The sequence below is a fragment of the Stenotrophomonas sp. YJH_SMC_69 genome, from assembly GCF_059370495.1.
Window position 1 is genome coordinate 400,933 of the sequence record NZ_JCAFTS010000003.1, and the last position, 24,854, is coordinate 425,786.

A 24,854-nucleotide genomic window follows, 5' to 3' on the forward strand; every position below is an offset into this window, starting at 1 on the left:
CAGGAAGATGAATAGGCCTGCGCGGGCGCGTTCAAACAGCCAAATTGTACCCCCAACCGGACACGAAGGGGCACCACCACAGGTATCCCGCGTCCGCCGATGCCGGTTCCAGACAGGTTCGGTCGGCTGTGCCGACTCAGATGCCGAGCGCACGCAGTTCGCTGCAGACGCGCGAACGGTCCCAGACACGCTGCAATTGCTGCTCGAACGGCTGCGAACGTGCTGGCAGCGCGATGCCGGCCTCGCCGTCGAGGCGATGGCCGATCAGACGAAAGTAGAAGTCGCCCGCATCGTTGAGCAGGCAGGCCGAGGCCAGCGCGCGGTCGACCGGATCGCTGACCTCGCGGAACTGGACCACGCTGGGCAGGCGCTGGGCCAGCGCCAGCAGCGGCGACCCGGCAGACGCGATCGCGGCGGCGTCGTGCACGATCACCCGCAGCTGCTTGTCGTGGCGGGCGGTGACGAAGCGGCGCAGGGCGGACTGTACCGGGGGCGCGTCGAGCAGCCCCGGGTCCAGTTGGCGGCTGTGCAGCCACAGCTGGCGACGGGCGCGGTGGATGATGGCCGTGGTGATCGCCACCGCCTCGGCGCGGCTGTCGATGGCGCTGGCCACGCCCAGCCGGCGGCGCATCTGCTGGTGTCCGATGCCGGCTTCCTCGAACACCTCGCCCTCGGGCAGGAAGCCCTGGCGTGCATAGAAATCGCGCGCGGGCAGCTGGGCGTGCAGGTGCAGTTCGGCCAGGCCGAGCCGGCGCCCGGCTTCGACCAGGGCCGCCAGCAGGGCCTCGCCGACCCCGTTGCTGCGATGGGTGGCCAGCACGGCCATGCGGCCGATGCGGCCGTCCGGAGCCAGCCTGCCGGTGCCGACCGGCTGGCCGTCACTGTCCAGCGCCAGCACATGGGCACTGACCGGGTCCAGCGCATCGCGTTCCAGCTCGGCGGCGATGCCCTGTTCCTGCACGAACACGCGTTGGCGCACGTCGTGGATGGCAACGTGGGCGTCGGCGTGGCTGACCTGCTGGACCCGGATCATGACGATGGCTCAGGCCCGGCCGGTGCTGTCGTCTTCGTCGTCGTCCTCGAAGTTGACGATGACCTCGATACCGTCGTCGTGCACGGTCACGGAGTGGACATCGTCGGACACCGCGTCGACGTCGATCGCCTCGACGCGGTCGCGGCCTTCGACGACCTCGCCGAGCACCACGGCATCCTCGCTGTCTTCCTCGTCTTCGGCCTCGTACACCTCATTCGGGTCGATCAGCTGGAACACACCCCCGACCAGCAGCTGCTGGACCACGGCACGGCCCTTGTCGGACAGGCCGCGATAGGCGGCGGCGTCGAGCTGCTCGGCGCCGGCCAGTCGCTGCGCGTCCTTCACCGGCAGCGCGAAGTCCTGGCCGCTGACATACAGGCTGGCGCCACGCTTGGCCCGGCGCCAGGCCAGGCGGGCCCACGGGTGGCGCTGCAGCAGCATGCCCGAGGCCAGCGCTTCGACCACTTGCTCCGCGGCCGGCGCAGCCTGGTGGGCCATCACTTCGCCGGCGGCGCGGTAGGTGGTGATGAAGCGGCCGAACCAGTCACCCAGCTTGTCCGGGTCGTTCATGCGGATGGCGTTGAGGGCGGCGATCACCCGCGCCATCGCCACCGTGTCGATTTCGTTCGGGTCGGCCGGCACCTTCAGGTCGGCATCCTGGTAGCGGATGTTCTCATCGGCATCGGCGATCAGGGTGTCCAGATAGTCGCTGATCAGCTCGGCAGAAGACGGCGCACGCATGCCGAACGAGAAGGTCAGGCAGGGGTCTTCGGCGACGCCGTGGTGCGGCACGTTCGGCGGCAGGTACAGCATGTCGCCCGGCGCCAGCACCCAGTCGTGGGTGGGCTTGAACACCTTCAGCAGTTTCAGCTCCACGTCCGGGCGGAAGCCCAGCGGCGGCTGCCTGCCCTTGATCGATTCGCTCGCATCGATCTGCCAGCGACGGTGGCCGTGGGCCTGCAGCAGGAACACGTCGTACTGATCGACATGGGCGCCGACCGAGCCGCCGGTGGCGGCGAAGCTGATCATCACGTCATCCATGCGCCAGCGCGGCAGGAAGCTGAAGTGCTCGATCAGGGCGCGCACGTCCGGGTCCCACTTGTCCACGTCCTGCACCAGCAGGGTCCAGTCGTGGTCGGGCAGGGCGGGGAACACGTCTTCCTGGAACGGGCCGGTGCGCACGCGCCAGCCGTCCTGGGCCTTGTCGTGCTCGATCAGGCGCGCCAGCACACCTTCCTCGCAGGCCAGCCCGGCCAGGTCTTCCGGCTGTACCGGGGTCTGGAAATCCGGGAAGGCATTGCGGATCAGCAGCGGGCGCTTCTGCCAGAAGTCGCGCAGGAAGGTGGCCGGCGCCATGCCGAGCGGCTGGCCAGGGCGGGCGGTGACTTCGATCAGGGGGGCGGAGGACTTGCGGGCGGCCATGGGGGAATCCTTGCAGCGGAAAGCGGGAGGGGCGGCGTGGCGAGCCGCCAAGGGTTCCATTGTCCGCCGTTCGTCGGGATTGCGCACGTGCGGTGGTTTGTCGCGGGGTGTCCGGCCAACGGCGGAGCCCCTCGTGGCGGGGTCTGGGTTGGTCGCTGAAAGCAAAAGCCGGGTTTGGCCGGGCGGGTGGGCTGCGCGGGGGACGCTGCAAGTACGTCCCTGTAAGCTTGGCCGCCGCATCCATGCGGCGGACACCCCCGCGCAGCCCACCCGCCCGGCCCCTGACAGTTTCCTGCGCGGCCCGCCACGGAATGGAAAGAAGAAGATCAAAGGCAACAGCGGGTCGCGCGCTGCGCTTGCTCATGCCCTTGTAGAGCCGAGCCCACGCTCGGCTTGCTGTTGCCCACGCCCAAAAGCAGCCGAGCACGGGCTCGGCTCTACAAAAGACCCTCAAACAAAGACGGACGCGGCGAAGCCGCGTCCCTCTTTCAAATTCCGTCCGACAACCCAATGCTCTTCGATCCGTCACCGGGAAACTGTCAGAGGTGGGGCGGGAGGGGCCAGCGGGACCGTTGGCGCCATGGATGGCGCCATCGAGCCCCCATGGATGGGTTCACGGCGTGTCCCGCTGGCCCCTCCCGCCCCACCCAGCTAGCAGCAATCCAGAGCCGCTCTTGACGTTGCTATTGCCGTTGCCGTTGCCGTTGCCTGCCGCAGGCAGCGCCCGCGGCCGCCGCCGCAAAGGAATCCCCTTAAATCTTCTTCGCCAGCGACTCAGCCAGGCCGGTGTAGCTGCCCGGGGTCATCTCCAGCAGGCGCTGCTTCGCATCCGTCGGCAGCTCCAGCCCCTGCACGAACGCACGCATCGACTCGGCGGTGATGCCCTGGCCGCGGGTCAGCGCCTTCAGCTGCTCGTACGGGTTCGGCAGGCCGTGGCGGCGCATCACCGTCTGCACGGCCTCGGCCAGCACTTCCCAGGCCGCGTCCAGATCGGCGTCCAGGCGCTGCGGGTTCACTTCCAGCTTGCCCAGGCCCTTGGCCAGCGAATCCAGTGCCACCTGGCTGTGGCCGAACGCGGTGCCCAGCGCACGCAGCACGGTGGAATCGGTCAGGTCACGCTGCCAGCGGCTGATCGGCAGCTTCGCGCTGAAGTGCTCGAACAGCGCGTTGGCGATGCCGAAGTTGCCTTCCGCATTCTCGAAATCGATCGGGTTGACCTTGTGCGGCATCGTCGACGAACCAACTTCGCCTTCCTTCAGGCGCTGCTTGAAGTAGCCCAGCGAAACGTAGCCCCAGATGTCACGGGCCAGGTCGATCAGGATGATGTTGGCGCGGCGTGCGGCATCACCGATCTCGGCGATGTTGTCGTGCGGCTCGATCTGCGTGGTGTACGGGTTGAACACCAGGCCCAGGCCGGTCACGAAGCGCTCGGCGAAGGCTGGCCAGTCCACGTCCGGGTAGCTGGCGATGTGGGCGTTGTAGTTGCCCACCGCGCCGTTGATCTTGCCGGTCAGTTCGACCGCGGCAATCTGCCGGCGCTGGCGCTCCAGGCGCGCGACTACGTTGGCCAGCTCCTTGCCCAGGGTGGTCGGCGAGGCGGTCTGGCCGTGGGTGCGCGACAGCATCGGCTGGCCAGCCTCGGCGTGGGCCAGGGTGCGCAGGGTGCTGGCGATGCCGTCCAGGGTCGGCAACAGCACCTCGCGGCGCGCCTGTTCCAGCATCAGGCCGTAGCTGAGGTTGTTGATGTCTTCGCTGGTGCAGGCGAAATGCACGAATTCCAGCGCCGGGGCCAGCTCGGCGTCGTCCTTCAGCTGTTCCTTGATGAAGTACTCCACCGCCTTGACGTCATGGTTGGTGGTGCGCTCGATCTCCTTCACGCGCGCGGCCTGGGCCGGGCTGAAGCTGGCGGCCAGCGCGCGCAGGCGGGCGATGGCAGCGTCGGAGAACGGAGCCAGTTCGACGATGCCCGGCTCGGCGGCCAGGGCCAGCAGCCATTCCACCTCGACCGTGATGCGGGCCTTGATCAGGCCGTACTCGGAGAAGATCGGGCGCAGGGCGTCGACCTTGCCGGCATAGCGGCCATCGAGCGGGGACAGGGCGAGCAGGGCGGAATCGGACATGTCGGCAGGGCTGGGACGAGCGGCGGGGCCGATATTCTACGACGTGCCGGCGGGGCGTGCCCTGTAGAGCCGAGCCCACGCTCGGCTGCTTCGGAGAATCCGGCGCCCCGCGGGCAGCCGAGCATGGGCTCGGCTCTACAACACGGCCCTGCGGACGGAACGATCTGGCCCGTCCTCGTCATCCCACGCTGCGGGCAAGGGAGTATCGTTGGCGCAGCCGCCAGCCCGGGAAGCGACACCCTGCCAGCCGCCGCTTCCCTTTCCCCAACTGAAGTAGTGCGGAGTTGATGCAATGAGCAGAGCTGCAAGCAAGGGTTTCAGAATCGAACACGACAGCATGGGCGAGCTGCAGGTGCCTGCCGACGCCCTCTGGGGCGCGCAGACCCAGCGTGCCGTGCAGAATTTCCCGGTGTCGGGCCAGCGCATGCCGCGCGGTTTCATCCGTGCCCTGGGCCTGGTCAAGGGCGCTGCCGCTGGCGTCAACGCCGAGCTGGGCCATCTGCCCAAGAACGTGGCCAAGGCCATCCAGACCGCTGCCGCCGAAGTGGCCGCCGGCACCTGGGACGCGCAGTTCCCGATCGACGTCTACCAGACCGGTTCTGGCACGTCCTCGAACATGAATGCCAACGAGGTCATCGCCACCCTGGCCAACCGTGCCGGCAAGGCGGGCAAGACCGCGGTGCACCCCAATGACCACGTCAACCAGGGGCAGAGCTCCAATGACGTGATCCCGACCGCGTTGCGCGTATCGGCGGTACTGGCGGCACATGAGCAGCTGCTGCCGGCGCTGGTGCACCTGCGCAAGACCCTCGACAAGAAGGGCCGCAGCCTGCGCAAGGTGGTCAAGACCGGCCGCACGCACCTGATGGATGCGATGCCGCTGACCTTCGAGCAGGAGTTCGGCGCATGGTCGGCACAGCTGGCCTCGGCACAGGAACGCATCGAAGACAGCCTCAAGCGTGTGCGCCGGCTGCCGCTGGGCGGCACCGCCATCGGTACCGGCATCAATGCCGACCCGCGCTTCGGCGCGCAGGTGGCCAAGGCGTTGAAGCAGCAGACCGGGTTCAAGTTCGACAGCGCCGAGAACAAGTTCGAGGGCCTGGCCGCGCAGGATGACGCGGTGGAACTGTCGGGCCAGCTCAATGCACTGGCGGTGGCGCTGATCAAGATCGCCAACGATCTTCGCTGGATGAACGCCGGTCCGCTGGCCGGGCTGGGCGAGATCGAACTGCCGGCGCTGCAGCCGGGCAGCTCGATCATGCCGGGCAAGGTCAACCCGGTGATTCCGGAAGCGACGGTGATGGCCTGCGCGCAGGTGATCGGCCACCACACCGCGATCACCGTGGCCGGGCAGACCGGCAACTTCCAGCTCAATGTCACCCTGCCGCTGATCGCGGTGAACCTGCTGGATGGCATTGGCCTGCTGGCCAATGTGTCGCGCCTGCTGGCCGACAGCGCGATTGCCGGGCTGAAGGTGCGTGAGGATCGCGTTGCCGAAGCATTGGCGCGCAACCCGATCCTGGTCACCGCGCTGAACCCGATCATCGGCTACGAGAAGGCGGCGGCGATTGCCAAGCGTGCCTACAAGGAGCAGCGTCCGGTGCTGGATGTCGCGCTGGAGGACAGCGGCCTGGATGAAGCCGAGCTGCGCCGCCTGCTGGACCCGGCCGCACTGACTGCCGGTGGCATCCACGCGGGGGGCGGTGGCGGCGGCGGTTGATCTGCCGGTCGTAGGGCCGAGCCCATGGCCGGCTGCTCCCTGGACCTGGGCCGAGCATGGGCTCGGTTCTACAAGAGGAAACGCCGCCCAGGGGGCGGCGTTTTTTCAGCGACGGTCGGCGACGATGTTGCCGAAGGTGTCGGTGTAGTCCTTGAACTCGGGGATGCGCTGGACCAGGTCGGCCGGGATCACTTCCATGCCTTCCGGCGGCTGGATCTTCACCGGCTGCATGTTGGGATCGGCCGGGGCGGCGACCAGGGTGTTCTGGCGCAGCACCTGCAGCTTGCCGAACATGGTCTGCAGCATCTGCTTCTGTGCCTCGTCCAGCGGAATCTGGATCTCGTCCACCTTCATCGAACCATCGCCGAGGATGATGATGTTCGGCGCCGGCGGGCGACGCACAGTGACCATGCCTTCGCTGACGGAGATCTTTGGCTTGCCGCGCTCGGCGCGGTGGTTGCGGTAATCCTTGTCACAGCCGACCAGGCCCAGGCAGAGCAGGGCGGCCAGCAGCAGGAACAACTTCTTCATGGCATTCGGTTGGGGGGCCTCCGGGGCCGCCATTGTAAGCCGGCCGGCGCACGACGGCCGGCAGCGGGGCGCCGCTGCCGGCCGGGTGCGATGATCTGTCACAGGCCTAGCGCTTGACCACGGTGTCCTTGCCGCAGTCGTCGACGTCACTCTGGTCCATCGTTGCGTAGGGCTTGAACGCCGGCAGCTCGCGCGCCAGTGCCTGCTGGCTGGCCAGCATCGCCGGCAAGCGGTTGCAGATGCGCTTGGCCTGGGCTTCGATCTTCTCGGCCTCGGCGTTGATCCGCTTCTCGATGCCTTCGCTGTCGCCGCTGAAGATGCCCTTCAGTGCCTCTCCGGCAGCGCTGGCGCCGAGCTTGGCGCCGGCCAGGCCGACATCCATGCCGTCCATCGCAATGGCGACGACGTGGCCGCGGTACTCCAGCAACCGCTGTCGCTGGGCCTCGTTGGCCGGCACGTCCTTGCCGTCGATCAGCAGGTGGCCATCCGGCGTGATCTCCGCACGCGGCTGCTTGTCGGCGGAGATGTTGATGTTGCCCTGGGTGATGTCCTTGCGGGCATCAACCATGGCCTCCTTGACGGTCTGGCCGACGCCGCTGGTGGCTTCGGCGACGCTTTTGCCGACGGTCTTGTCGGGCGTGGAAGAAGTGCCGCCGCAGGCGATCAGCGGCAGGCACAGCAGGATGGTAGGCAGCAGGCGCAGCAGGTTCATGGCAACTCCCTCGAATTGGTCCGGTGGCGGTTACTTGTTGCGGGGCAGGGTGACCGTGCCGCCGACGTTGCGGTGGCCGACATCGCCGCTGCCGCTGTGGTCGACGGTCAGGCTGCCGCGCACGCCGTCGACCTGGATGTCGCCCGAACCATGGCTGCGCACGTGCACGTTGCCGCCGATGTCGGACAGATCGACATCGCCCGAGCCGACCACGCCGACCTCGACGTTGCCTTGCACGCGCTTGAACCCGATGTCGCCGGAACCGACCGTGTCCAGCCGGGCGTTGCCGCGGACATCGCTGATCTTCAGGTCACCGGAGCCGACGGTGCCGGTGACCGCATCGCCGCCGATGTTGCGCGCCTTGACGTCGCCGGAGCCGAGCGACAGCAGGTTCAGCGAGCCGCCACCGTCGATGTCCAGGTCACCCGAACCCACCGCTGCGTGGATGCTGCCGCGGGTGCCGCGAACGATCGCGTCGCCCGAGCCGACGTCCACGCTCAGCGATTGGGCGTTGTCCACGCTGGCATCGCCGGAGCCGACCTTGAGCTGCAGGGGCAGGTTGTCGGGCACGCTGCCGCGGATGTCGAGCCACGCATAGCTGTTGCCCAGGCTGATGCCGCTGTGGCGGCCGTCGCGGCGCAGGCTGACGACCAGCTTGTCGCCTTCCCTGCGCTGCTCCAGTACCAGCTGGTCCAGCCATTCCTGGCTGGAGGCGCAGGCGCGGCCATCGAGCTGGCCACCGCCCTTGCTGGCGACGACCTTCAGGTCATGCTGGTTCACCTCCAGCACCACCGCCTTGGCGCCGGCCACATCCAGCTTCAGCGTGCGGGCGGCGGTGAACTTGCAGTTCGGAGCATCGGCGGCCAGCGCCGACAGAGGCAACAGCAACAACGCAGAACAGGCGAGCAGGGAACGCATGGGTGGTGCCTCCGGGTGGATGGAATCAGATCTCGCCGGCGCGCTTGCGCAGGCGGATGGCGAGGACGATGAACACGACACCGACGGCGGCACCGATCCATAGTTCCGGCATCGCCAGCGACTTCAGCTGCGAGGCCGGGGACATCAGGCTGACCACCGATTCGAGATCGCGACGCGTGCCTTCCTCGGCGCTGAGGCGATACACCAGGTCGGTGCCCGGCACGCCGCCCAGCAGCAGTCGGCCAACGATGTTCTGCCAGAACCAGCCGGTGGTCAGGCCGATCAACGGCATCACCTTGGTGGTGCTGACAATGACGCCGGCGAACAGCGGCAGCATCACCGCCCACAGGAACGGTTTGGTACGGGCCCAGGCCGAGCACAGCAGCAGCCAGCCGGCGGTGGGCAGGGCCCACAGGGCGTAGACCGGAATCCAGGCCAGGTGACCGGCGGCCAGGGTCAACGGGCTGGCCGGACCCCAGATCAGGGTCATCGGGCTGCCACCGTGCATCAGCGCGACGATGCTGATCACCAGCATGAAGCCGAACATGGTGATGATGCCGGCGATCACCGCGATCAGCGGGGCCACCACCAGTGCGCTGATCACCTTGGACAGCACGGTCTGGGTGTCCGACAGCGGCAGCGACTTCCAGAACAGGATGCTGCGGTCGCGACGGTCGTCGTACAGGGCGCCCAGGCAGTAGAAGAACACCACGAAGGCCAGCACCAGGAACGGCCAGGCCGAGCTGAGCACCAGGGTCAGGTCGAGGCCGTTGCCGAGGTCGGCCAGGTCCTTGGCGCTGATGTCGCGGGTCAGCAGGGCCAGGTCCAGGCCGTTGATGTTCACGCTCTCGCCGTCGACATGCAGTGCGCCGTTGCGTGCTGCACGGTTCAGTGCAAACAGGCCGAAGGCGATGCCGACGGTGCTCATCACCAGCGAGATCAGGCCGGCGATCAGCGGCGCATACAGGAAACCGCCACGGTTCTCCCAGTACTCGCGCTTGAGCAGCCAGCGCAGGGTGCCCATCGGGCTGACGGGGTGGTTGACGGCAGTCATGCGTAGGTCCCCTTCATGATGGCGACGAACAGATCGGCCAGGCCCGGGCTGCGGGTCTCGCCAAGGGTGGAGAGCTGGGTGCGCGGCACACCGTCGAACAGCATTACGGTCTTGCCGAACGTCAGGCTGCGCTCGTCGATCGGCTTCAGCGCACGCGCGGTCTCCAGCTGGTCGGCGTTGACCAGAAGCTCGGTGTAGCGCTGGCCGACATCGTCCATTTCTGCATCGAGCACGATGCGACCATCACGGATGAACATGACGTCGCTGAGGATGTGCTCGATCTCCTCCACCTGGTGGGTGGTGACGATGATGGTCTTCTGTTCGTCGAAATAATCTTCCAGCAGGCGCTGGTAGAACTCCTTGCGGTACAGGATGTCCAGGCCCAGGGTGGGCTCGTCCAGCACCAGGATGCGCGCATCGATGGCCATCACCAGCGCCAGGTGCAGCTGCACGATCATGCCCTTGGACAGTTCGCGCACGCGCTGCTTCGGCTGCAGCTTGGTGTTGGCCAGGAAACGCTCGCAGCGGGCACGGTCGAAGCGCGGATGGACACCGGCGACGAAATCGATCGCTTCACGGACCTTCAGCCAGCGCGGCAGCACGGCGACGTCGGCAATGAAGCAGATGTCGTTCATCAGCGCGTCGCGGTGCTGCCGCGGGTCGCGGCCGAGCACGCTCAACTCACCTTCCACCGAGGTCAGGCCGAGGATGGCCTTCAGCGCGGTGGTCTTGCCGGCGCCGTTGGGCCCGATCAGGCCGACGATGCGCCCGCTCGGAATGCTGAAGCTGGCATTGTCGAGGGCCACGGTGGTCTTGTAGGCCTTGCGCAGGCCTCGGGCGGTGATGACCGGTTCACTTGCGGTGCTATTCATCAGACTTTCCCCTGGGGCAGCAATTCGTCGAGGCTCAGGCCCAGGCGCTGGATGCGCTCCAGCACCGCCGGCCATTCTTCGTTGAGAAAGCGCTCGCGCTCGCTGCTGCGCAGCTGCGTGGCCGCCTGCTCGGTCATGAACATGCCCAGGCCGCGGCGCTTCTCGACCAGGCCTTCATCGGCCAGTTCCTGGTAAGCGCGCGAAACGGTGATGGGGTTGAGCTGGTAGTCGGCGGCCACCTGGCGCACCGAAGGCAGGGCATCGCCCGGCTTGAGGATTCCGTCGAGCATCATGGCGATCACGCGCTCCTTCAACTGACGGTAGATGGGAGCGCCGTCGCTCCACTGGATGTCGCTCATATTCAGCTCCGTGGGGTCAGCGGCTGTGCGAACGAGAAATACGGCATGGACAGGGAGCTGTGCAGCCGACGCGGGGGAGAGGGGGAGGGATCGGCGTTCCCGGCCGGCGAAACGGATGCATCCTGCGCACTGTCGGCGGAGGCGGGAGCGGTTGGCATGGCCAGCCAGGCCAGCACGATCAGGGTCGAAACGGCAGCGGCCGCGGGTGCGGTGAGGTTGCGACGGATCCGGGCGTTCATGGCTCCCCCTGTCTCAGGTGACTGGTGTTGTATGCAACTATAACACCGGCACGCCCACGTGCAACCCCTTGCCGTGCCCAACTGATGGCAGGGGTGGTCAAACCGCTGAAATATCCCCTTATCCCCTTGATTGAAAAGGGAAACGGAATTGTCGTGCGGGCCGATCACGCCCTGCCTTCCATTCAGCGTTGCCCATGCTATGTCATCCCTGCGCCGTTGAGGGTGGGTCCTCCCGGGAAAGGCCACGCCGCGCAAAGCCGCCGGCGCCCGCCGCAACAAGGGGCAACGGAGCCCGGTGCTATAGTTCGGCCGATTCCCGGCCGCTATCGGCCGGCCCTGTGAATGGCTACCGCGGACTGCTCTCGATGCCCCTGCCGACCGTTGTTCCGCGCCGACTGCGCGGCCTGTCCCTGTTGACCCTGCTGGTGGCCGGCCTGGCCGGTTCCGCCCATGTGCTGGCGGCCGATCTGCTGGACCTGGACTATCGCCCGCTGGCCAGCAAGCAGCAGGTCAACCTGCAGCAGCGCTACCACGGGCAGGTGCTGCTGGTGGTCAATACCGCAAGCAAGTGCGGCTATACCCCCCAGTACGAAGGCCTGGAGGCGCTGCAGAAGCGTTATGCCGGCCGCGGCTTTGCCGTGCTGGGTTTCCCGTCCAACGATTTCAAGGGCCAGGAACCGGGTGACGAGAAGCAGATCCAGGATTTCTGCACGCTTACCTATGGCGTCAAGTTCCCGATGTTCGAGAAGGTGCACGTCGTCGGTGCGGAGGCCACGCCGCTGTACCAGCGGTTGACCGCAGCCACCGGCGTGGCGCCGGGCTGGAACTTCCACAAATATCTGGTCGGCCGCGATGGCAAGGTCATCGCCCAGTTCGCCAGCAAGGTGACGCCGGACGATCCACAGCTGACCGCCGCCATCGACAAGGCGCTGGCCGTCGCTCCTACGCATTGATATCCGGCACGGATGCCTCGACATCGACGGCATGCGTGCGACAATGCTTCTTTTCGCGCCGACGTCGGCGCCCAGACACTTCCAGGAATGCAGCGAATGAAGATGGGAATGCGCGGCGCCGCGGCGTCGGTTCTGATTCTGGCGATGGGCACTTCGGGTGTCGCTCTGTCGCAACAACCGGCTGCCCCCGCAGCCGCCAAGGAGACCGCAACCTTGAATTCCCCCAAGCAGAAGCTCGGCTACGCCATCGGCCTGGACGTCGCCAAGTCGTTCACCCCGATCGCCGATGAGATCGATGTGGCCGCGCTGCGCACCGCCGTGGAACGTTCGTTCGAAGGCCTGCAGCCGCAGATCACCCAGGAACAGGCCAAGGCCACCGATGCCGCACTGCGTCAGGTCGTGATGGCCCGCAGCGGGCAGCAGGTGCCGGGCATGGCGCCGGGTTCGCAGCCGCCGAAGGTCGACCGCGTCAAGGTGTCGCAGATGATCGGTTCCTACTCGGTCGGCCCGTCGCTGGCACAGCTGAAGGACGACATCGACGTCGCCTCGCTGTTTGACGCGATCAGCACCGGCCTGAGCAAGGGTCAGCCGAAGATGACGGAAGCTGACGCGACCGCCACCATCCAGGCGTTCATGGGCAGCAAGCAGGCCGAAATGCAGGCCAAGGCCGCCGCTTCCGCGCAGACCAACCGCGAGGAAGGCAATGCGTTCCTGGCCAAGAACAAGACCCAGCCGGGCGTGGTAACCACCCCGTCGGGCCTGCAGTACCAGGTCATCCGCCCGGGCAGCGGCGAGCGTCCGCTGCCGAGCAGCAAGGTGCGCGTGAACTACGAAGGCAAGCTGCTCAACGGCACCGTGTTCGACAGCTCCTATGGTCGCCAGCCGGCCGAGTTCGGCCTGGACCAGGTGATCAAGGGCTGGACCGAAGGCGTCGCGCTGATGCCGGTCGGTTCGAAGTACCGCTTCTGGATCCCGGGCGAGCTCGCCTACGGTGAGAACGGCACCCCGGGTGGCCCGATCGGCCCGAACGCGACTCTGACGTTCGACGTCGAGCTGCTGGGCGTCCTGCCGTAAGCGACCACGGAGCCAGCACGGACATGCGCGTTGCGATTTTCGGTACCGGTTACGTAGGGCTGGTGACCGGTACCTGCTTGGCCGATGTCGGCCACCAGGTGGTCTGCGTCGATATCGACCAGGCCAAGGTCGATGGCCTCAACCAGGGCATCATCCCGATCTATGAGCCGGGCCTGGAACCGATGGTGAAGGCCAATCACGCCGCGTTGCGGCTGACGTTCACCACCGATGCCGCAGCCGCGATCGGCCACGGCCAGGTCGTGTTCATCGCCGTCGGCACGCCGCCGGACGAGGATGGCAGCGCTGATCTGCAGTACGTGCTGGCCGTGGCCCGCACCATCGGCCAGCACATGAGCGTGCCGACCGTGGTGGTCAACAAGTCGACGGTGCCGGTGGGCACCGCCGACAAGGTCCGTGCCGCCATTGCCGCAGAGCTGGCGGCACGTGGCGCCGACATCGCCTTCGACGTGGTGTCCAACCCGGAATTCCTGAAGGAAGGCGACGCCGTTGCCGACTGCATGCGTCCGGATCGCATCATCATCGGTGCGACCAGCGCCGAGTCGGTGGCGGTGATGCGGCGCCTGTATGCACCGTTCAACCGCAACCACGACCGCGTGGTGGAAATGGACGTGCGTTCGGCCGAGCTGACCAAGTACGCCGCCAACGCGATGCTGGCGACCAAGATCTCGTTCATGAACGAAATCGCCAACATCGCCGAACGTGTCGGCGCCGATGTGGAGCAGGTCCGCCAGGGCATCGGCTCGGATCCGCGCATCGGCTGGCATTTCATCTACCCGGGCGCCGGCTATGGTGGCTCGTGCTTCCCCAAGGATGTGCAGGCGCTGGCCCGCACCGCGCAGCAGGCCGGCCTGGAGCCTAAACTGCTGAACGCCGTGGAAGCGGTCAACGATGCGCAGAAGGGCCATCTGTTCGCCCTGGTCCAGCGCCATTACGACAAGGGCGAGGACGAAGGCGTGCGTGGCAAGACCTTCGCCGTGTGGGGCCTGGCATTCAAGCCAAACACCGACGACATGCGCGAAGCCTCCAGCCGACGCCTGCTGGCGCAACTGTGGGAAGGCGGTGCGACGGTGCGTGCCTACGATCCGGAAGCGATGCATGAGGCGCAGCGCATCTTCGGTGAACGCGATGACCTGGTGTTCTGCAGCAATGCCAGCGAGGCGCTGCAGGGCGCCGATGCACTGGTCGTGGTGACCGAGTGGAAGCAGTTCCGCAGCCCCGATTTCCAGACGCTGCGCGAGCAGTTGAAGGACGCGGTGGTGTTCGACGGCCGCAACCTGTACGAGCCGGCGGACGTGGAAGCAGCGGGCCTGGCGTATTACGGCATTGGCCGGGGGCGCTCGCTGCATGTCTGATCTGCTGCCAACCGAACGCGAGCAGGCGCTGGAAGCGCGCCTGGTCGAACTGGAAATGCGCGTGTCCTTCCAGGAACAGGCGCTGGCCGAACTGAGCGATGCGCTGGCCGATGCCCGCATGCAGGGCATGCGCAACGCCGACGTGCTGCGCGTGCTGCTGGAAGATCTGGGCAAGGTCCGCAACGCGCTGAATTCTTCCGATCCGGCGAGCGAACCGCCGCCGCCGCACTACTGATCCGAATCCTATGAGCGATACCCTCCGCGACCAGCTGATGGGCCTGGGCTTCAAGCCTGCGCCCAAGCCAGAGCGCAAGAATGATGGCCCCCGCCGTGATGGCCGCCCGCAGGGCAAGGGTGGCAACGGCAATGGAAAGCCGCAGGGCGCTGGCAAGGGCGAGCACAAGCCTGGCCAGCGTCGCGGTCCTGGCCATGGCGGCCCGGGCAAGCCCGGCCAGTCGCGTGGCCCGGGCCAGCAGGGCCCGCGCAAGCCGCGCAGCGCAGAAGAGATGGACCTGGCCAAGGCCTACGCCATCCGCGCGCAGAAGGAAAAGGAAGAGCGCATCGAAACCGAGCGCCTGAAGCAGGAAGAGGCGCGTGTGCGCCGCGAGGCCAAGGCCAAGCTGGAAGAACTGCTGAAGGACAAGGGCCTGAATGCCGAAGCGGCGGACATTGCCCGCCACTTCCCCTACGGCGGCAAGATCAAGCGCATCTATGTGACCGCCGAACAGCTGACCGCGCTCAACGCCGGTGAGCTGGGTGTGGTCCAGCTCAATGGCCGCTACCTGCTGGTGACCGCCGAGGTGCTGGCGCAGTGCGAGGCGGTGTTCGCCGCATCGGTGGCGCTGAAGGTCGATCCGAATGCGCCGGCCGAGGAAGATCCGTACGCGGACCCGCAGTACCAGGTGCCGGACGACCTGGTCTGGTAAACGCGTGACCGCCGCGGGCGCGCTGCCGTCGCGGCCGTGGGGGAAGGGATGACCGCTGATCCAAGCCGTGGCTACGTGCCGCACATTGACGGCCTGCGCGCGATCGCTGTGCTGGCCGTCATCGTGTTCCACCTGGACCCGGCCTGGTTGCCAGGCGGGTTCACCGGCGTGGATGTGTTCTTCGTCATCTCCGGTTTCGTGGTCAGCGCGTCGGTACACCGGCTGCCGCCGCTGTCGCTGTCGCTGGGGCAGTCGATGCTGCGCTTCTATGCGCGCCGCATCCGTCGCATCGCGCCGGCGCTGTTGGCCTGCCTGTTGCTGACTGCCGTGGCAAGCGTGCTGTTCATTCCCGAGTCCTGGCTCAGCGAAGCCAGTGACAGGACCGGACTGATGGCGTTCTTCGGCTTCAGCAACTGGGTGCTGGCAGCGATCGGCAACGACTATTTCGCACCCAGGGCCGAATTCAATCCCTACACCCACACCTGGTCGCTGGGCGTGGAAGAGCAGTTCTACCTGCTGTTCCCGCTGCTGTTCCTGGCTTGGGCGCGCGGTGCACGCGGGCGCTGGATCAGCCTGGGCCTGTTCGCCCTGGTCAGCATGGCGTCGCTGCTGCATGCGGCGGTGCTGGGTCTGCGCGAGGCGCCGCCATCGTGGGCGTTCTATGCCACCAGCACCCGCCTCTGGCAACTGGGGGTGGGCGTGCTGCTGTTCCAGCTGCTGCATGTGCGCGAATCGCTGGACCCGGCAACCGGCCAGGCACTGAAGCGCGCCGCGCCGGTGTTCTCCCTGCTGGCCATGGTGGCGCTGGGCCTGCTGGGGTGGGCGTTGTGGTCCGCGCGTGCCGGGCGGTCACCGTGGCCTGACGGCGTGCTGCCGGCCTTCGCCACCGCGGGCCTGCTGTGGGCGCTGCATCATCATCCGCAGGCATGGGTGGCGCGCCTGTTGGCCAGCGCCCCGATGCGCCGTATCGGCCTGCTGTCGTACTCGCTGTACCTGTGGCACTGGCCGGTGTTCGTGCTGATGCGCTGGACCGTGGGCCTGCAGACACCCTTGCAGATGACCGCCGCGATGGCGTTGGTGCTGCTGCTGTCATGGCTGTCGTGGCGCTGGGTGGAACAGCCGTTCCGCGGCACGTTGGCGCAGCGTCTGCGTCCCGGGCGTTGGGTGCTGGCCGGCGCGGTCGTACTGCTGTGCGCCGCCGGCATCCAGACAGTGCTCTACCTGCAGGCGCCGCGGCTGTCGTTGAGTACGGTCAGCCGGCATCCGACCGATTGGTACCCCAATGGCAAGAGCGTGGCCGGTGACTATCCCGAGTGTGCACTGGTGGTCGCCAAGCATCGTTTCGAAGGCGGTAGTGCGCGCACCTTTGCGCGTGGAGACTGCGACCGCCCGCTACCGGTTGGCGCGCCGAAGCGGGTGTTCGTTGCTGGTGATTCGCATGCGATGGCCTACATCGAGCTGCTGCAGCGACTGGCCCTGGAAACCGGCTCGGCGGTCTCCCTCTATGGCCGCGGCGGATGCCCGCAGGTGAGCCTGCAGAAGTGGCGCGGTGCCGGTGCCGGTTGCGCTGATTTCGACGCCGCGGTGTTCGCCGATATCGCGCGGCGCGCGCAGCCGGGGGATGCCGTGGTGCTGGTGTCGTTGCGCGTGCCACGCCTTTCCGATCAGTTCGTGCTGTTCGATGCGCAGGCGCAGCTGGCGGGCGAACTGACGGCAGAGGCCGCGGCAGGACGCGACGCCGAAGTGGCCGAGGCGGTCGCGCAGTGGAGACCCCTGGCCGAGCGTGGCGTACGCATCGTGCTGGAGGCGCCCAAGCCAGTGCTGCCAGCGCCGCCCTATCGCTGCTCGGACCGCTTCAATGCCCGCAACGAGGTCTGCCGCAACGGCCTGGACAGCACGCGCGTCGCGATGGAAACGTTGCGGGCACCCATGCTGGGCAGCCTGCAGCAGGTGGTCGATGGACTGCCAGGTGGCGTGCTGTGGGACCCGATGCCGGTGCTGTGCGACGACGCGTTATGTCCAGCCCAGCGCGATGGGCGGCCGCTGTTCTTCGATGGCGATCATCTCAGTGCGCATGGCAATCGGGTGCTGCTGCCCTCGCTGCAACAGGTTCTGTTGCAGCGCTGAGCCGGGCAGGGGTCAGCGCGCGTGGCTGTTCCGTCGCGCACGTATGAGCGGCAGGCTCAGTGCGAAGAAACAGAGCAGGGCGCCAATCAGGGCGAAGCCGCTGCCGGCCAGGAACGCGGTGCGACCATCGTCGATCTTCCACAGTTGGCCGGCAATGAGTGCGCCGAGCACACCGCCGACACCGGACGAGAATCCGTACAGCAGCCCCTGGCCATGCCCATTGAGGCGACCGGGGAAGTAGGTCGCCAGCATCTGCATCGCTGCTGCGAAGAACGCCGCAAAGCCCAGCGCGTGCGCGCTCTGCGCCAGCAGCATCACCGGCAGGTTTTCCGGGAACAGTGCGGTCACGGCCCAGCGCAGGCAGGAACTGACCAGCGCGATCAACAGCATCCAGCTGGCGTCATAGCGGCGGAAGAAGCGGCCGATGGTGAAGAACACGCCCACTTCGAAGACCACACCGATGGTCCACAACAGGCCCAGGGTGGACGTGCGGTAGCCGTGATGGTCCATGTAGACCGAAAAGAACGTGTAGTACGGGCCGAAAGACAGTTGCTCCATGAAGGCGGCCAGGAAGAACGCCAGCACCGGCGGTCGGCGCACGATCTGCCAGAAGCCGCTGGCGTCGCCGCCGGTCTTGCCGATGCCGCGCGCGTAGTGGTTGCTGAAGGCCGAGGCGACCAGCAGCGCGAACAGTGGCAGCATCATCCACGGCAGCAGCCCGGCGTGGCTGGCCGTGCCGTCATCTTCGATCAGCCAGCCGAACAGGGTCACGACGGCGATGAAGCCGAGCGAGCCCCAGACCCGGATCAACCCGTAGCGATGGCTGTCGTTGCCCAGATGGGTGAGGGTGATCGACTCGAACTGCGGCATCACCGCGTTGTAGAAGAAGCAGAACACCACCATCGCCGGGTACATCCACGGCTGTGGCAGCGGCAGCAGGAATAGCGCGAAGCTGAGCAGGGTCAGCACGCAGCCCGCGCGCAGCAGGCGGATCGGTCGTGGCGATGCGGCCGCCAGCGAGGTCCAGGTGCTGGGCGCGATCACGCGGGTGGCGTACCACAGGCCCATCATCACGCTGATGGCCGTCACGCTCATGCCGCGCGCGGTCAGGAACAGGCTCCAGTACGGCGTGAACGCGCCCAGCGCCGCGTAGTAGAACAGGTAGAAGCTGGAGAGGCGTGCAACGGGAACGGTCATCGCGGAATGATGAGGCAAAAAAGGGGACGGAGGGAATTAAGTCGTTTGTGCATAAGCGACTTAATCCCCTCCGTCCCCTTTTTGTGTCATTCGGGGTCGTAGTCGAGGTTGGAGGCCAGCCAGCGTTCGGCCTGGGCACGGTCCACGCCCTTGCGGCGGGCGTAGTCGCTGACCTGTTCGCGGCTGAGCCGGCCGACCACGAAGTACTGGCTCTGCGGATGGCTGAAGTAGTAGCCCGAGACAGCGGCCGTGGGCAGCATCGCGAAGCTCTCGGTCAATTCCATGCCGGCGTTTGCTTCGGCCTGCAGCAGGTCGAACAGGCGCCGTTTCTCGCTGTGTTCCGGGCAGGCCGGATAGCCAGGCGCCGGCCGGATGCCGCGATACTGCTCGTCGATCAGGGCGTCGTTGTCCAGCGCCTCGGCGCGCTCATGGCCCCAGAATTCGGTACGCACGCGCTGGTGCAGGCGCTCGGCCAGCGCCTCGGCGAGGCGGTCGGCCAGTGCCTTCAGCAGGATCGCGTTGTAGTCGTCATGCTCGGCCTCGAAGCGCGCGACGTGCGCGTCGATGCCGATACCGGCAGTGACTGCGAACGCGCCGATCCAGTCCTGCTTGCCACTGTCGAGGGGCGCGATGAAATCGGCCAGGCAGAAGTCCGGGCGCTCGGCCGGCTTGTCTACCTGCTGGCGCAGGAAGTGCAGGGTGGTTTCGCCCTGCGGGTGCTGCACGCGGACGTCGTCGCCGATGCTGTTGGCCGGCCACAGGCCGAACACGGCCTTGGCCGTCAGCCACTTCTCGCCGACGATGCGCTCGAGCATCGCGCGCGCATCGCGGTACAGCTCGCTGGCCTGGGTGCCGACGATCTCGTCGGTGAGGATGGCCGGGAACTTGCCGGCCAGCTCCCAGGCCTGGAAGAACGGTGTCCAGTCGATGTAGTCGACCAGTTCGTCCAGCGGGTAGTCATCGAACACGTGCAGGCCGGGTTGTTCCGGTGCCGGTGGCATGTAGCTGTCCCAGCCGCCCTGGAATTTCTGCGCGCGCGCATGTTCCAGCGTCACCAGGCGCTTGGCGTCGCCACGGTTGCGGTGGCGGGCGCGGATCTCGGCATAGTCGGCCTCGTTGGCCGCGACGAAGGCTTCGCGCAGGTCGCGTGAGATCAGCGACTGGGCCACGCCCACCGCGCGCGAGGCGTCCTTCACCCACACCGTAGGCGCTTTGTAGTGCGGGTCGATCTTCAGCGCGGTGTGCGCGCGCGAGGTGGTGGCGCCGCCGATCAGCAGCGGCAGGTCGAAGCCCTGGCGCTCCATCTCGCGGGCGACGTGGCTCATCTCCTCCAGCGACGGGGTGATCAGTCCGGACAGGCCGACCAGGTCGGCGTTGTGCTCGCGGGCGGCATCGAGGATCTTCTGCGCCGGCACCATCACGCCCAGGTCGACCACCTCGAAGTTGTTGCAGGCCAGGACCACGCCGACGATGTTCTTGCCGATGTCATGCACATCGCCCTTCACCGTGGCCATGATGATCTTGCCATTGCTCTTGGCGGTATCACCGCTGCGTGCCTTCTCCGCCTCGATGTACGGCAGCAGGTAGGCCACCGCCTTCTTCATCACGCGTGCGGATTTCACCACCTGCGGCAGGAACATCTTGCCGGCACCGAACAGGTCGCCCACGATGTTCATGCCGTCCATCAGCGGGCCCTCGATCACGTCCAGCGGGCGGCTGGAGGCCTGCCGGGCCAGCTCGGTGTCTTGCTCGACAAAGGCATCCAGGCCGTGCACCAGCGCATGTGCCAGGCGCTGCGCCACCGGCTTCCCGCGCCAGGCCAGGTCCTCGGTCTTCGCCGCGCCCTTGCTGCCCTTGTAGCGCTCGGCGATCTCCAGCAGGCGCTCGGTGGCATCGCTGCGGCGGTTGAGGATCACGTCCTCGACGCGCTCGCGCAGCTCAGGCTCCAGCTCGTCGTAGATCGGCATGGCGCCGGCGTTGACGATCCCCATGTCCATGCCGGCGGCGATGGCGTGGTAGAGGAACACCGAGTGGATGGCCTGGCGCACCGTTTCGTTGCCGCGGAACGAGAACGAGACGTTGGAGACGCCGCCGGAGACGTGGCAGTGCGGCAGGGTCTGCTTGATGATGCGGGTGGCTTCGATGAAGTCCACCGCATAGTTGTCGTGCTCTTCGATGCCGGTGGCGACGGCGAAGATGTTCGGGTCGAAGATGATGTCCTGCGGCGGGAAGCCGATCTCGTCGACCAGGATGCGGTAGGCGCGGGTGCAGATCTCGACCTTGCGCGCGCGGGTATCGGCCTGCCCGCTTTCATCGAAGGCCATGACCACCGCGGCGGCGCCGTAGCGCAGGACCTTGCGCGCGTGTTCGCGGAACAGCGCCTCGCCTTCCTTCAGCGAGATCGAATTGACCACGCTCTTGCCCTGCAGGCACTTCAGCCCGGCCTCGATCACGCTCCACTTGGAGGAGTCGACCATGACCGGGATGCGGGCGATGTCCGGCTCGGACATGATCAGGTTGAGGTAGCGGGTCATCGCCGCTTCCGAATCGATCAGGCCCTCGTCCATGTTGACGTCGAGGATCTGCGCGCCGCTGGCGACCTGCTGGCGGGCCACGTCCACCGCTTCTTCGTAGCGGCCTTCCTTGATGAGCTTGCGGAACTGCGCACTGCCGGTGACGTTGGTGCGTTCGCCGACGTTGATGAACAGCAGGTCCGGAGTGATGACCAGGGGTTCCAGGCCGGACAGGCGGGTAGGGCGGACAGGCGTCATGGCAGGCGTCGGCTCAACAGCAGGAGGGCGGGAAGTGTGGAACGGTGGCGGCGACATTCATGCGGCCTGCTCCTGGACACCGGGCAGGGCGCGCGGCGGCAGCCCGGCCACGGCGCGGGCGATCGCACGGATGTGGTCGGGGGTGGAGCCGCAGCAGCCGCCGACCAGGTTCAACAGGCCATCCTCGGCGAAGCCGCGCAGGGTGGTGGCCATCTCTTCAGGCGTTTCGTCGTACTCGCCGAAGGCGTTGGGCAGGCCGGCGTTGGGATGTGCGCTGACGTAACAGTCGGCGACCTGCGAGAGGGTCTCCACGTGCGGGCGCATCGCCTCGGCGCCCAGCGCGCAGTTCAAGCCGATCGACAGCGGGCGCGCATGCGCCAGTGACGCATGGAAGGCCTCGGCGGTCTGCCCGGACAGGGTGCGCCCGGAGGCGTCGGTGATGGTGCCGGAGATCATCACCGGCAGGCGTGCACCACGCGCGTCGAAGGCCTCCTCCAGCGCATACAGCGCGGCCTTGGCATTGAGCGTGTCGAAGATGGTCTCGACCATCAGGGTGTCGGCGCCGCCATCGATCAGGCCCTCGATGGCTTCGCGATAGGTGTCGCGCAACTCGTCGAAGCTGGTGTTGCGGAAGCCCGGATCGTTGACGTCGGGACTGATCGAAGCGGTGCGGCTGGTGGGACCGATCACCCCGATCACGAAGCGCGGCTTGCCCGGCGTGGCCGCAGCCACCGCATCGCAGCAGGCGCGTGCAACAGCGGCGCCTGCCTTGTTCAGCTCGTACACCAGGTGTTCGAGGTGGTAGTCGGCCTGGCTGACCGAAGTGGCGTTGAAGGTGTTGGTCTCGACCAGATCCGCCCCGGCGTCCAGGTATGCGGTATGGATGTCGGCGATGACCTGCGGCCGGGTCAGCAGCAGCAGGTCGTTGTTGCCCTTCAGGTCATGGCCTTCAGGCGTGCCGTGGTCGCAGCCGGGACCGTGCGCATGGTCATAGCCACCGGCGAATCGCTCGCCGCGGTAGTCGTCTTCCTGCAGGCCATGGCGCTGGATCATCGTGCCCATCGCGCCGTCGATGATCAGGATCCGCTCGCGCAGGGCGTCGAGCAGGGCGTTGGCACGGTCAGGATGCAACCAGGGCAGGGCGGGCATGGTGGTCTCGGGCTCAGGGCTTGTTGGCGATCAGCGAAATCACTTCGAAGTGCGGCGGACGCTTCTCGCGGGTGACCGTTTCCAGGCTGGACACCTGCAGGCCGGCCTTGTCGACGAACTTGCGCAGCTCCTTGTCGCTGAAGCCGAGGTTGACGTGGCCATAGGCCTCCACCGCTGCCTTGTGCTCGTGACGGGCCAGGCTGCACAGCAGCAGGCGGCCGCCCGGGCGCAGCACGCGTGCGGCTTCGGTTACGGCCTGCGCCGGCTTGCTGGCATAGGTCAGCGCGTGCATCAGCACCACCAGGTCGAAGCTGCCGTCCTTGAACGGCAGGGCATGCATGTCACCCTCGCGGACTTCCACATTGGGCAGCCGGCGCAGGCGCTCGCTGGCAGCGGCGACCACGCGCGCGCTGGTATCGATGCAGATGTAGCGCTTGGCGTGGGGGGCGACCAGTTCGGCCAGCACGCCGTCACCGGAGGCGATGTCCAGCACGTCGCCGGTCTCCAGCAACGGCAAGGCGGTGCGCGCCAGCGCCTCCCAGGTACGGCCCGGAGAGTAGTGGCGCTCCATGTCGCCGGCCACGCTGTCGGCCCAGTTCTGGTCAGAGGCGCGATGGGCCAGCACTGCAGCCACGCGCTCGGCATCCTGGCGCAGCAACGGGTCGTCGCTTCCGTTGCTCAAGGCATGCCACAATGCACGCTGCGCCGGGTCCAGCTGGGCTTCGTCGAAACGGTAGTAGGCCGACACGCCGGCACGGCGGTCGCGGACCAGGCCGGCTTCCTTCAGGCGCGCCAGGTGGGTGGACACGCGCGGCTGCGCCAGCCGGGTGATTGCCGACAGTTCGGCCACGGTCAGTTCCTCCTGCTCCAGCAGCGCCAGCAGGCGCACGCGGGTGGCATCGGCGAACACCTTCAGGCGGGTCGACCAGTCTTCCAGATCCATAAATATCTACCTATCGCGATATAGAGATATATTCGCCGAGGAGGCTGCCGCGGTCAAGTCGCCAGCGTACGGAAACAGCCGGCCCCCGGTACAATCGGAGCACCTGGGCGCGCCGTATGCGGCCCATAACTTCATGTACCCGGGAGGGTGTTGTGGATTTCAGCTTTACCGAAGAGCAGTTGATGCTGCAGGACGTGGCGCGGCGCATCGCGCAGGAAAAGATCGCCCCCAGCGCGGAGCACCATGACCGCACCGGCGAGTTCCCGCTGGACAACATCCGCCTGCTGGGCGAGAACGGCCTGATGGGCATCGAAGTGCCGACCGAGTACGGCGGTGCGGGCATGGACCCGGTTGCGTACGTGCTGGCGATGGTGGAGGTCGCCGCCGCCGACGCCGCTCACTCGACCATCATGTCGGTCAACAACTCGCTGTTCTGCAACGGCATCCTCACCCACGGTACCGAGCAGCAGAAGCAGACCTACGTGCGTGCCATCGCCGAAGGCACCGCCATCGGCGCGTTCGCGCTGACCGAGCCGCAGTCCGGTTCCGATGCCACTGCCATGCGCTGCCGCGCGGTGAAACAGGCCGACGGCACCTTCGTCATCAATGGCAAGAAGAGCTGGATCACCTCCGGCCCGGTGGCCAAGTACATCGTGCTGTTCGCGATGAGCGAGCCGGACAAGGGCGCGCGCGGCATCACCGCCTTCCTCATCGATACCGACAAGGCCGGTTTCGGTCGTGGCAAGACCGAGCCCAAGCTGGGCATCCGCGCCTCGGCCACCTGCGAGATCGAGTTCAACGATTACGTGGCGCAGGCCGAGGACGTGCTGGGCCAGGAGGGCGAGGGCTTCAAGATCGCCATGAGCGTGCTCGATGCCGGCCGCATCGGTATCGCCTCGCAGGCCATCGGCATCGCCCGTGCCGCCTATGAAGCGACCCTGGAGTACGTGAAGGAGCGCAAGGCCTTCGGTGCCGCCATCGGCACCTTCCAGATGACCCAGGCCAAGATTGCCGACATGAAGTGCAAGCTGGATGCAGCGCTGCTGCTGACGTTGCGCGCGGCTTGGGTGAAGGGCCAGGGCAAGCGCTTCAGCAACGAAGCCGCCATCGCCAAGCTCACCGCCTCGGAAGCGGCGATGTGGATCACCCACCAGGCGGTGCAGATCCACGGCGGCATGGGGTATTCGAAGGAGATGCCGCTGGAGCGTTACTTCCGTGATGCCAAGATCACCGAGATCTATGAAGGCACCTCGGAAATCCAGCGCCTGGTGATCGCCCGCAACGAAACCGGGCTGCGCTGAGACGCAACGGCCGCGCCGCTGCAAGGGCGGCGCGGCCGGTCGATCCGCGCCACGCGTGAA

Annotated in this window: 22 protein-coding genes; 8 read left to right on the forward strand and 14 right to left on the reverse strand. The window is 67.0% G+C overall.

Features of this window, described 5'->3' with window-relative positions; genetic code table 11:
- Positions 1-136 precede the first annotated feature (136 nt).
- The 3 genes from AC5P8F_RS07425 to purB form a co-directional block, all read right to left on the reverse strand.
- Complete coding sequence (locus AC5P8F_RS07425) at positions 137-1,033, reverse strand: GNAT family N-acetyltransferase (RefSeq protein ID WP_049442447.1); 897 nt, start codon at positions 1,031-1,033, stop codon at positions 137-139.
- Between the two features lie 9 nt (positions 1,034-1,042).
- Complete coding sequence (locus tag AC5P8F_RS07430; RefSeq protein WP_346601782.1) at positions 1,043-2,455, reverse strand: ribosomal protein uL16 3-hydroxylase; 1,413 nt, start codon at positions 2,453-2,455, stop codon at positions 1,043-1,045.
- Positions 2,456-3,207: 752 nt separating this feature from the next.
- Positions 3,208-4,575 (reverse strand): adenylosuccinate lyase, encoded by a 1,368-nt coding sequence (purB, locus tag AC5P8F_RS07435; RefSeq protein WP_111207021.1) that lies wholly within the window; start codon positions 4,573-4,575, stop codon positions 3,208-3,210.
- Positions 4,576-4,867: 292 nt separating this feature from the next.
- Between purB and AC5P8F_RS07440 the strand changes: the two genes are divergently transcribed.
- Positions 4,868-6,295 carry a class II fumarate hydratase gene (locus AC5P8F_RS07440; protein ID WP_032962093.1) on the forward strand — a complete coding sequence of 476 codons (1,428 nt, stop codon included), beginning with the start codon at positions 4,868-4,870 and terminating at the stop codon, positions 6,293-6,295.
- Positions 6,296-6,400: 105 nt separating this feature from the next.
- On the opposite strand, the gene AC5P8F_RS07445 is transcribed toward AC5P8F_RS07440, so the two are convergent.
- The 7 genes from AC5P8F_RS07445 to AC5P8F_RS07475 all read right to left on the reverse strand — a co-directional run bounded on the left by AC5P8F_RS07445 (position 6,401) and on the right by AC5P8F_RS07475 (position 10,980).
- Entirely contained in the window at positions 6,401-6,826 is a 426-nt protein-coding gene (locus AC5P8F_RS07445) for a hypothetical protein (protein WP_014647695.1), read from the reverse strand.
- 106 nt (positions 6,827-6,932) lie between these two features.
- Positions 6,933-7,538 (reverse strand): YggN family protein, encoded by a 606-nt coding sequence (locus AC5P8F_RS07450; RefSeq protein WP_346601780.1) that lies wholly within the window; start codon positions 7,536-7,538, stop codon positions 6,933-6,935.
- 30 nt (positions 7,539-7,568) lie between these two features.
- Positions 7,569-8,456, reverse strand: a complete 888-nt coding sequence (locus AC5P8F_RS07455) for a GIN domain-containing protein (RefSeq protein ID WP_014647693.1) — start codon at positions 8,454-8,456, stop codon at positions 7,569-7,571.
- A gap of 25 nt (positions 8,457-8,481) precedes the next feature.
- On the reverse strand, positions 8,482-9,510 hold the full coding sequence (locus AC5P8F_RS07460) for an ABC-2 transporter permease (RefSeq protein ID WP_046431579.1): 1,029 nt from the start codon (positions 9,508-9,510) through the stop codon (positions 8,482-8,484).
- Positions 9,507-10,382: an ABC transporter ATP-binding protein gene (locus AC5P8F_RS07465; protein ID WP_014647691.1), complete on the reverse strand. Its 876-nt coding sequence runs from the start codon at positions 10,380-10,382 to the stop codon at positions 9,507-9,509. The genes AC5P8F_RS07460 and AC5P8F_RS07465 overlap by 4 nt, the downstream gene beginning before the upstream one ends.
- Positions 10,382-10,741, reverse strand: a complete 360-nt coding sequence (locus tag AC5P8F_RS07470) for a GntR family transcriptional regulator (protein WP_005410261.1) — start codon at positions 10,739-10,741, stop codon at positions 10,382-10,384. Before AC5P8F_RS07470 ends, AC5P8F_RS07465 begins: the two co-directional genes overlap by 1 nt.
- A 2-nt stretch (positions 10,742-10,743) precedes the next feature.
- Positions 10,744-10,980, reverse strand: coding sequence for a hypothetical protein (locus AC5P8F_RS07475; protein ID WP_014647690.1), 237 nt, complete (start codon positions 10,978-10,980; stop codon positions 10,744-10,746).
- 365 nt (positions 10,981-11,345) lie between these two features.
- On the opposite strand from AC5P8F_RS07475, the gene AC5P8F_RS07480 reads away from it, so the two are divergent.
- From AC5P8F_RS07480 to AC5P8F_RS07505, 6 genes are all read left to right on the forward strand, one after another.
- The gene (locus tag AC5P8F_RS07480; protein ID WP_014647689.1) at positions 11,346-11,933 is read left to right on the forward strand and encodes a glutathione peroxidase; all 588 of its coding nucleotides are present in this window, start codon (positions 11,346-11,348) and stop codon (positions 11,931-11,933) included.
- 96 nt (positions 11,934-12,029) lie between these two features.
- Positions 12,030-13,007 carry an FKBP-type peptidyl-prolyl cis-trans isomerase gene (locus tag AC5P8F_RS07485; protein WP_495227817.1) on the forward strand — a complete coding sequence of 326 codons (978 nt, stop codon included), beginning with the start codon at positions 12,030-12,032 and terminating at the stop codon, positions 13,005-13,007.
- Between the two features lie 23 nt (positions 13,008-13,030).
- Complete coding sequence (locus AC5P8F_RS07490) at positions 13,031-14,380, forward strand: UDP-glucose dehydrogenase family protein (protein WP_495227819.1); 1,350 nt, start codon at positions 13,031-13,033, stop codon at positions 14,378-14,380.
- Complete coding sequence (locus AC5P8F_RS07495) at positions 14,373-14,615, forward strand: SlyX family protein (RefSeq protein WP_005410256.1); 243 nt, start codon at positions 14,373-14,375, stop codon at positions 14,613-14,615. The genes AC5P8F_RS07490 and AC5P8F_RS07495 overlap by 8 nt, the downstream gene beginning before the upstream one ends.
- A 10-nt stretch (positions 14,616-14,625) precedes the next feature.
- Positions 14,626-15,306: a DUF2058 domain-containing protein gene (locus AC5P8F_RS07500; protein ID WP_049408561.1), complete on the forward strand. Its 681-nt coding sequence runs from the start codon at positions 14,626-14,628 to the stop codon at positions 15,304-15,306.
- A gap of 48 nt (positions 15,307-15,354) precedes the next feature.
- Positions 15,355-17,433: an acyltransferase family protein gene (locus tag AC5P8F_RS07505; protein WP_346601777.1), complete on the forward strand. Its 2,079-nt coding sequence runs from the start codon at positions 15,355-15,357 to the stop codon at positions 17,431-17,433.
- A 12-nt stretch (positions 17,434-17,445) separates the two neighbouring features.
- On the opposite strand, the gene AC5P8F_RS07510 is transcribed toward AC5P8F_RS07505, so the two are convergent.
- From AC5P8F_RS07510 to AC5P8F_RS07525, 4 genes are all read right to left on the reverse strand, one after another.
- On the reverse strand, positions 17,446-18,630 hold the full coding sequence (locus AC5P8F_RS07510; protein ID WP_346601776.1) for an MFS transporter: 1,185 nt from the start codon (positions 18,628-18,630) through the stop codon (positions 17,446-17,448).
- Positions 18,631-18,716: 86 nt separating this feature from the next.
- Positions 18,717-21,401: a methionine synthase gene (gene metH, locus AC5P8F_RS07515; RefSeq protein ID WP_346601775.1), complete on the reverse strand. Its 2,685-nt coding sequence runs from the start codon at positions 21,399-21,401 to the stop codon at positions 18,717-18,719.
- A 57-nt stretch (positions 21,402-21,458) separates the two neighbouring features.
- Positions 21,459-22,550, reverse strand: a complete 1,092-nt coding sequence (locus AC5P8F_RS07520; protein ID WP_014647681.1) for a homocysteine S-methyltransferase family protein — start codon at positions 22,548-22,550, stop codon at positions 21,459-21,461.
- 13 nt (positions 22,551-22,563) lie between these two features.
- Positions 22,564-23,493 carry an ArsR/SmtB family transcription factor gene (locus AC5P8F_RS07525; RefSeq protein WP_014037755.1) on the reverse strand — a complete coding sequence of 310 codons (930 nt, stop codon included), beginning with the start codon at positions 23,491-23,493 and terminating at the stop codon, positions 22,564-22,566.
- 152 nt (positions 23,494-23,645) lie between these two features.
- Here AC5P8F_RS07525 and AC5P8F_RS07530 point away from each other — a divergent pair, with 152 nt between their 5' ends.
- Positions 23,646-24,794, forward strand: a complete 1,149-nt coding sequence (locus AC5P8F_RS07530) for an acyl-CoA dehydrogenase family protein (RefSeq protein WP_049442456.1) — start codon at positions 23,646-23,648, stop codon at positions 24,792-24,794.
- The last annotated feature ends 60 nt before the right edge of the window (positions 24,795-24,854 follow it).

Bases quoted from the DNA above. Each gene is read 5' to 3' on its own strand.
- AC5P8F_RS07490 (WP_495227819.1), top strand. From the start codon at position 13,031: ATGCGCGTTGCGATTTTCGGTACCGGTTACGTAGGGCTGGTGACCGGT.
- AC5P8F_RS07510 (WP_346601776.1), bottom strand. From the start codon at position 18,630: ATGACCGTTCCCGTTGCACGCCTCTCCAGCTTCTACCTGTTCTACTAC.
- purB (WP_111207021.1), bottom strand. From the start codon at position 4,575: ATGTCCGATTCCGCCCTGCTCGCCCTGTCCCCGCTCGATGGCCGCTAT.
- AC5P8F_RS07485 (WP_495227817.1), top strand. From the start codon at position 12,030: ATGAAGATGGGAATGCGCGGCGCCGCGGCGTCGGTTCTGATTCTGGCG.
- AC5P8F_RS07500 (WP_049408561.1), top strand. From the start codon at position 14,626: ATGAGCGATACCCTCCGCGACCAGCTGATGGGCCTGGGCTTCAAGCCT.
- AC5P8F_RS07495 (WP_005410256.1), top strand. From the start codon at position 14,373: ATGTCTGATCTGCTGCCAACCGAACGCGAGCAGGCGCTGGAAGCGCGC.
- AC5P8F_RS07480 (WP_014647689.1), top strand. From the start codon at position 11,346: ATGCCCCTGCCGACCGTTGTTCCGCGCCGACTGCGCGGCCTGTCCCTG.
- AC5P8F_RS07450 (WP_346601780.1), bottom strand. From the start codon at position 7,538: ATGAACCTGCTGCGCCTGCTGCCTACCATCCTGCTGTGCCTGCCGCTG.
- metH (WP_346601775.1), bottom strand. From the start codon at position 21,401: ATGACGCCTGTCCGCCCTACCCGCCTGTCCGGCCTGGAACCCCTGGTC.
- AC5P8F_RS07525 (WP_014037755.1), bottom strand. From the start codon at position 23,493: ATGGATCTGGAAGACTGGTCGACCCGCCTGAAGGTGTTCGCCGATGCC.
- AC5P8F_RS07460 (WP_046431579.1), bottom strand. From the start codon at position 9,510: ATGACTGCCGTCAACCACCCCGTCAGCCCGATGGGCACCCTGCGCTGG.
- AC5P8F_RS07430 (WP_346601782.1), bottom strand. From the start codon at position 2,455: ATGGCCGCCCGCAAGTCCTCCGCCCCCCTGATCGAAGTCACCGCCCGC.
- AC5P8F_RS07425 (WP_049442447.1), bottom strand. From the start codon at position 1,033: ATGATCCGGGTCCAGCAGGTCAGCCACGCCGACGCCCACGTTGCCATC.
- AC5P8F_RS07455 (WP_014647693.1), bottom strand. From the start codon at position 8,456: ATGCGTTCCCTGCTCGCCTGTTCTGCGTTGTTGCTGTTGCCTCTGTCG.
- AC5P8F_RS07505 (WP_346601777.1), top strand. From the start codon at position 15,355: ATGACCGCTGATCCAAGCCGTGGCTACGTGCCGCACATTGACGGCCTG.
- AC5P8F_RS07470 (WP_005410261.1), bottom strand. From the start codon at position 10,741: ATGAGCGACATCCAGTGGAGCGACGGCGCTCCCATCTACCGTCAGTTG.
- AC5P8F_RS07520 (WP_014647681.1), bottom strand. From the start codon at position 22,550: ATGCCCGCCCTGCCCTGGTTGCATCCTGACCGTGCCAACGCCCTGCTC.
- AC5P8F_RS07475 (WP_014647690.1), bottom strand. From the start codon at position 10,980: ATGAACGCCCGGATCCGTCGCAACCTCACCGCACCCGCGGCCGCTGCC.
- AC5P8F_RS07440 (WP_032962093.1), top strand. From the start codon at position 4,868: ATGAGCAGAGCTGCAAGCAAGGGTTTCAGAATCGAACACGACAGCATG.
- AC5P8F_RS07465 (WP_014647691.1), bottom strand. From the start codon at position 10,382: ATGAATAGCACCGCAAGTGAACCGGTCATCACCGCCCGAGGCCTGCGC.
- AC5P8F_RS07445 (WP_014647695.1), bottom strand. From the start codon at position 6,826: ATGAAGAAGTTGTTCCTGCTGCTGGCCGCCCTGCTCTGCCTGGGCCTG.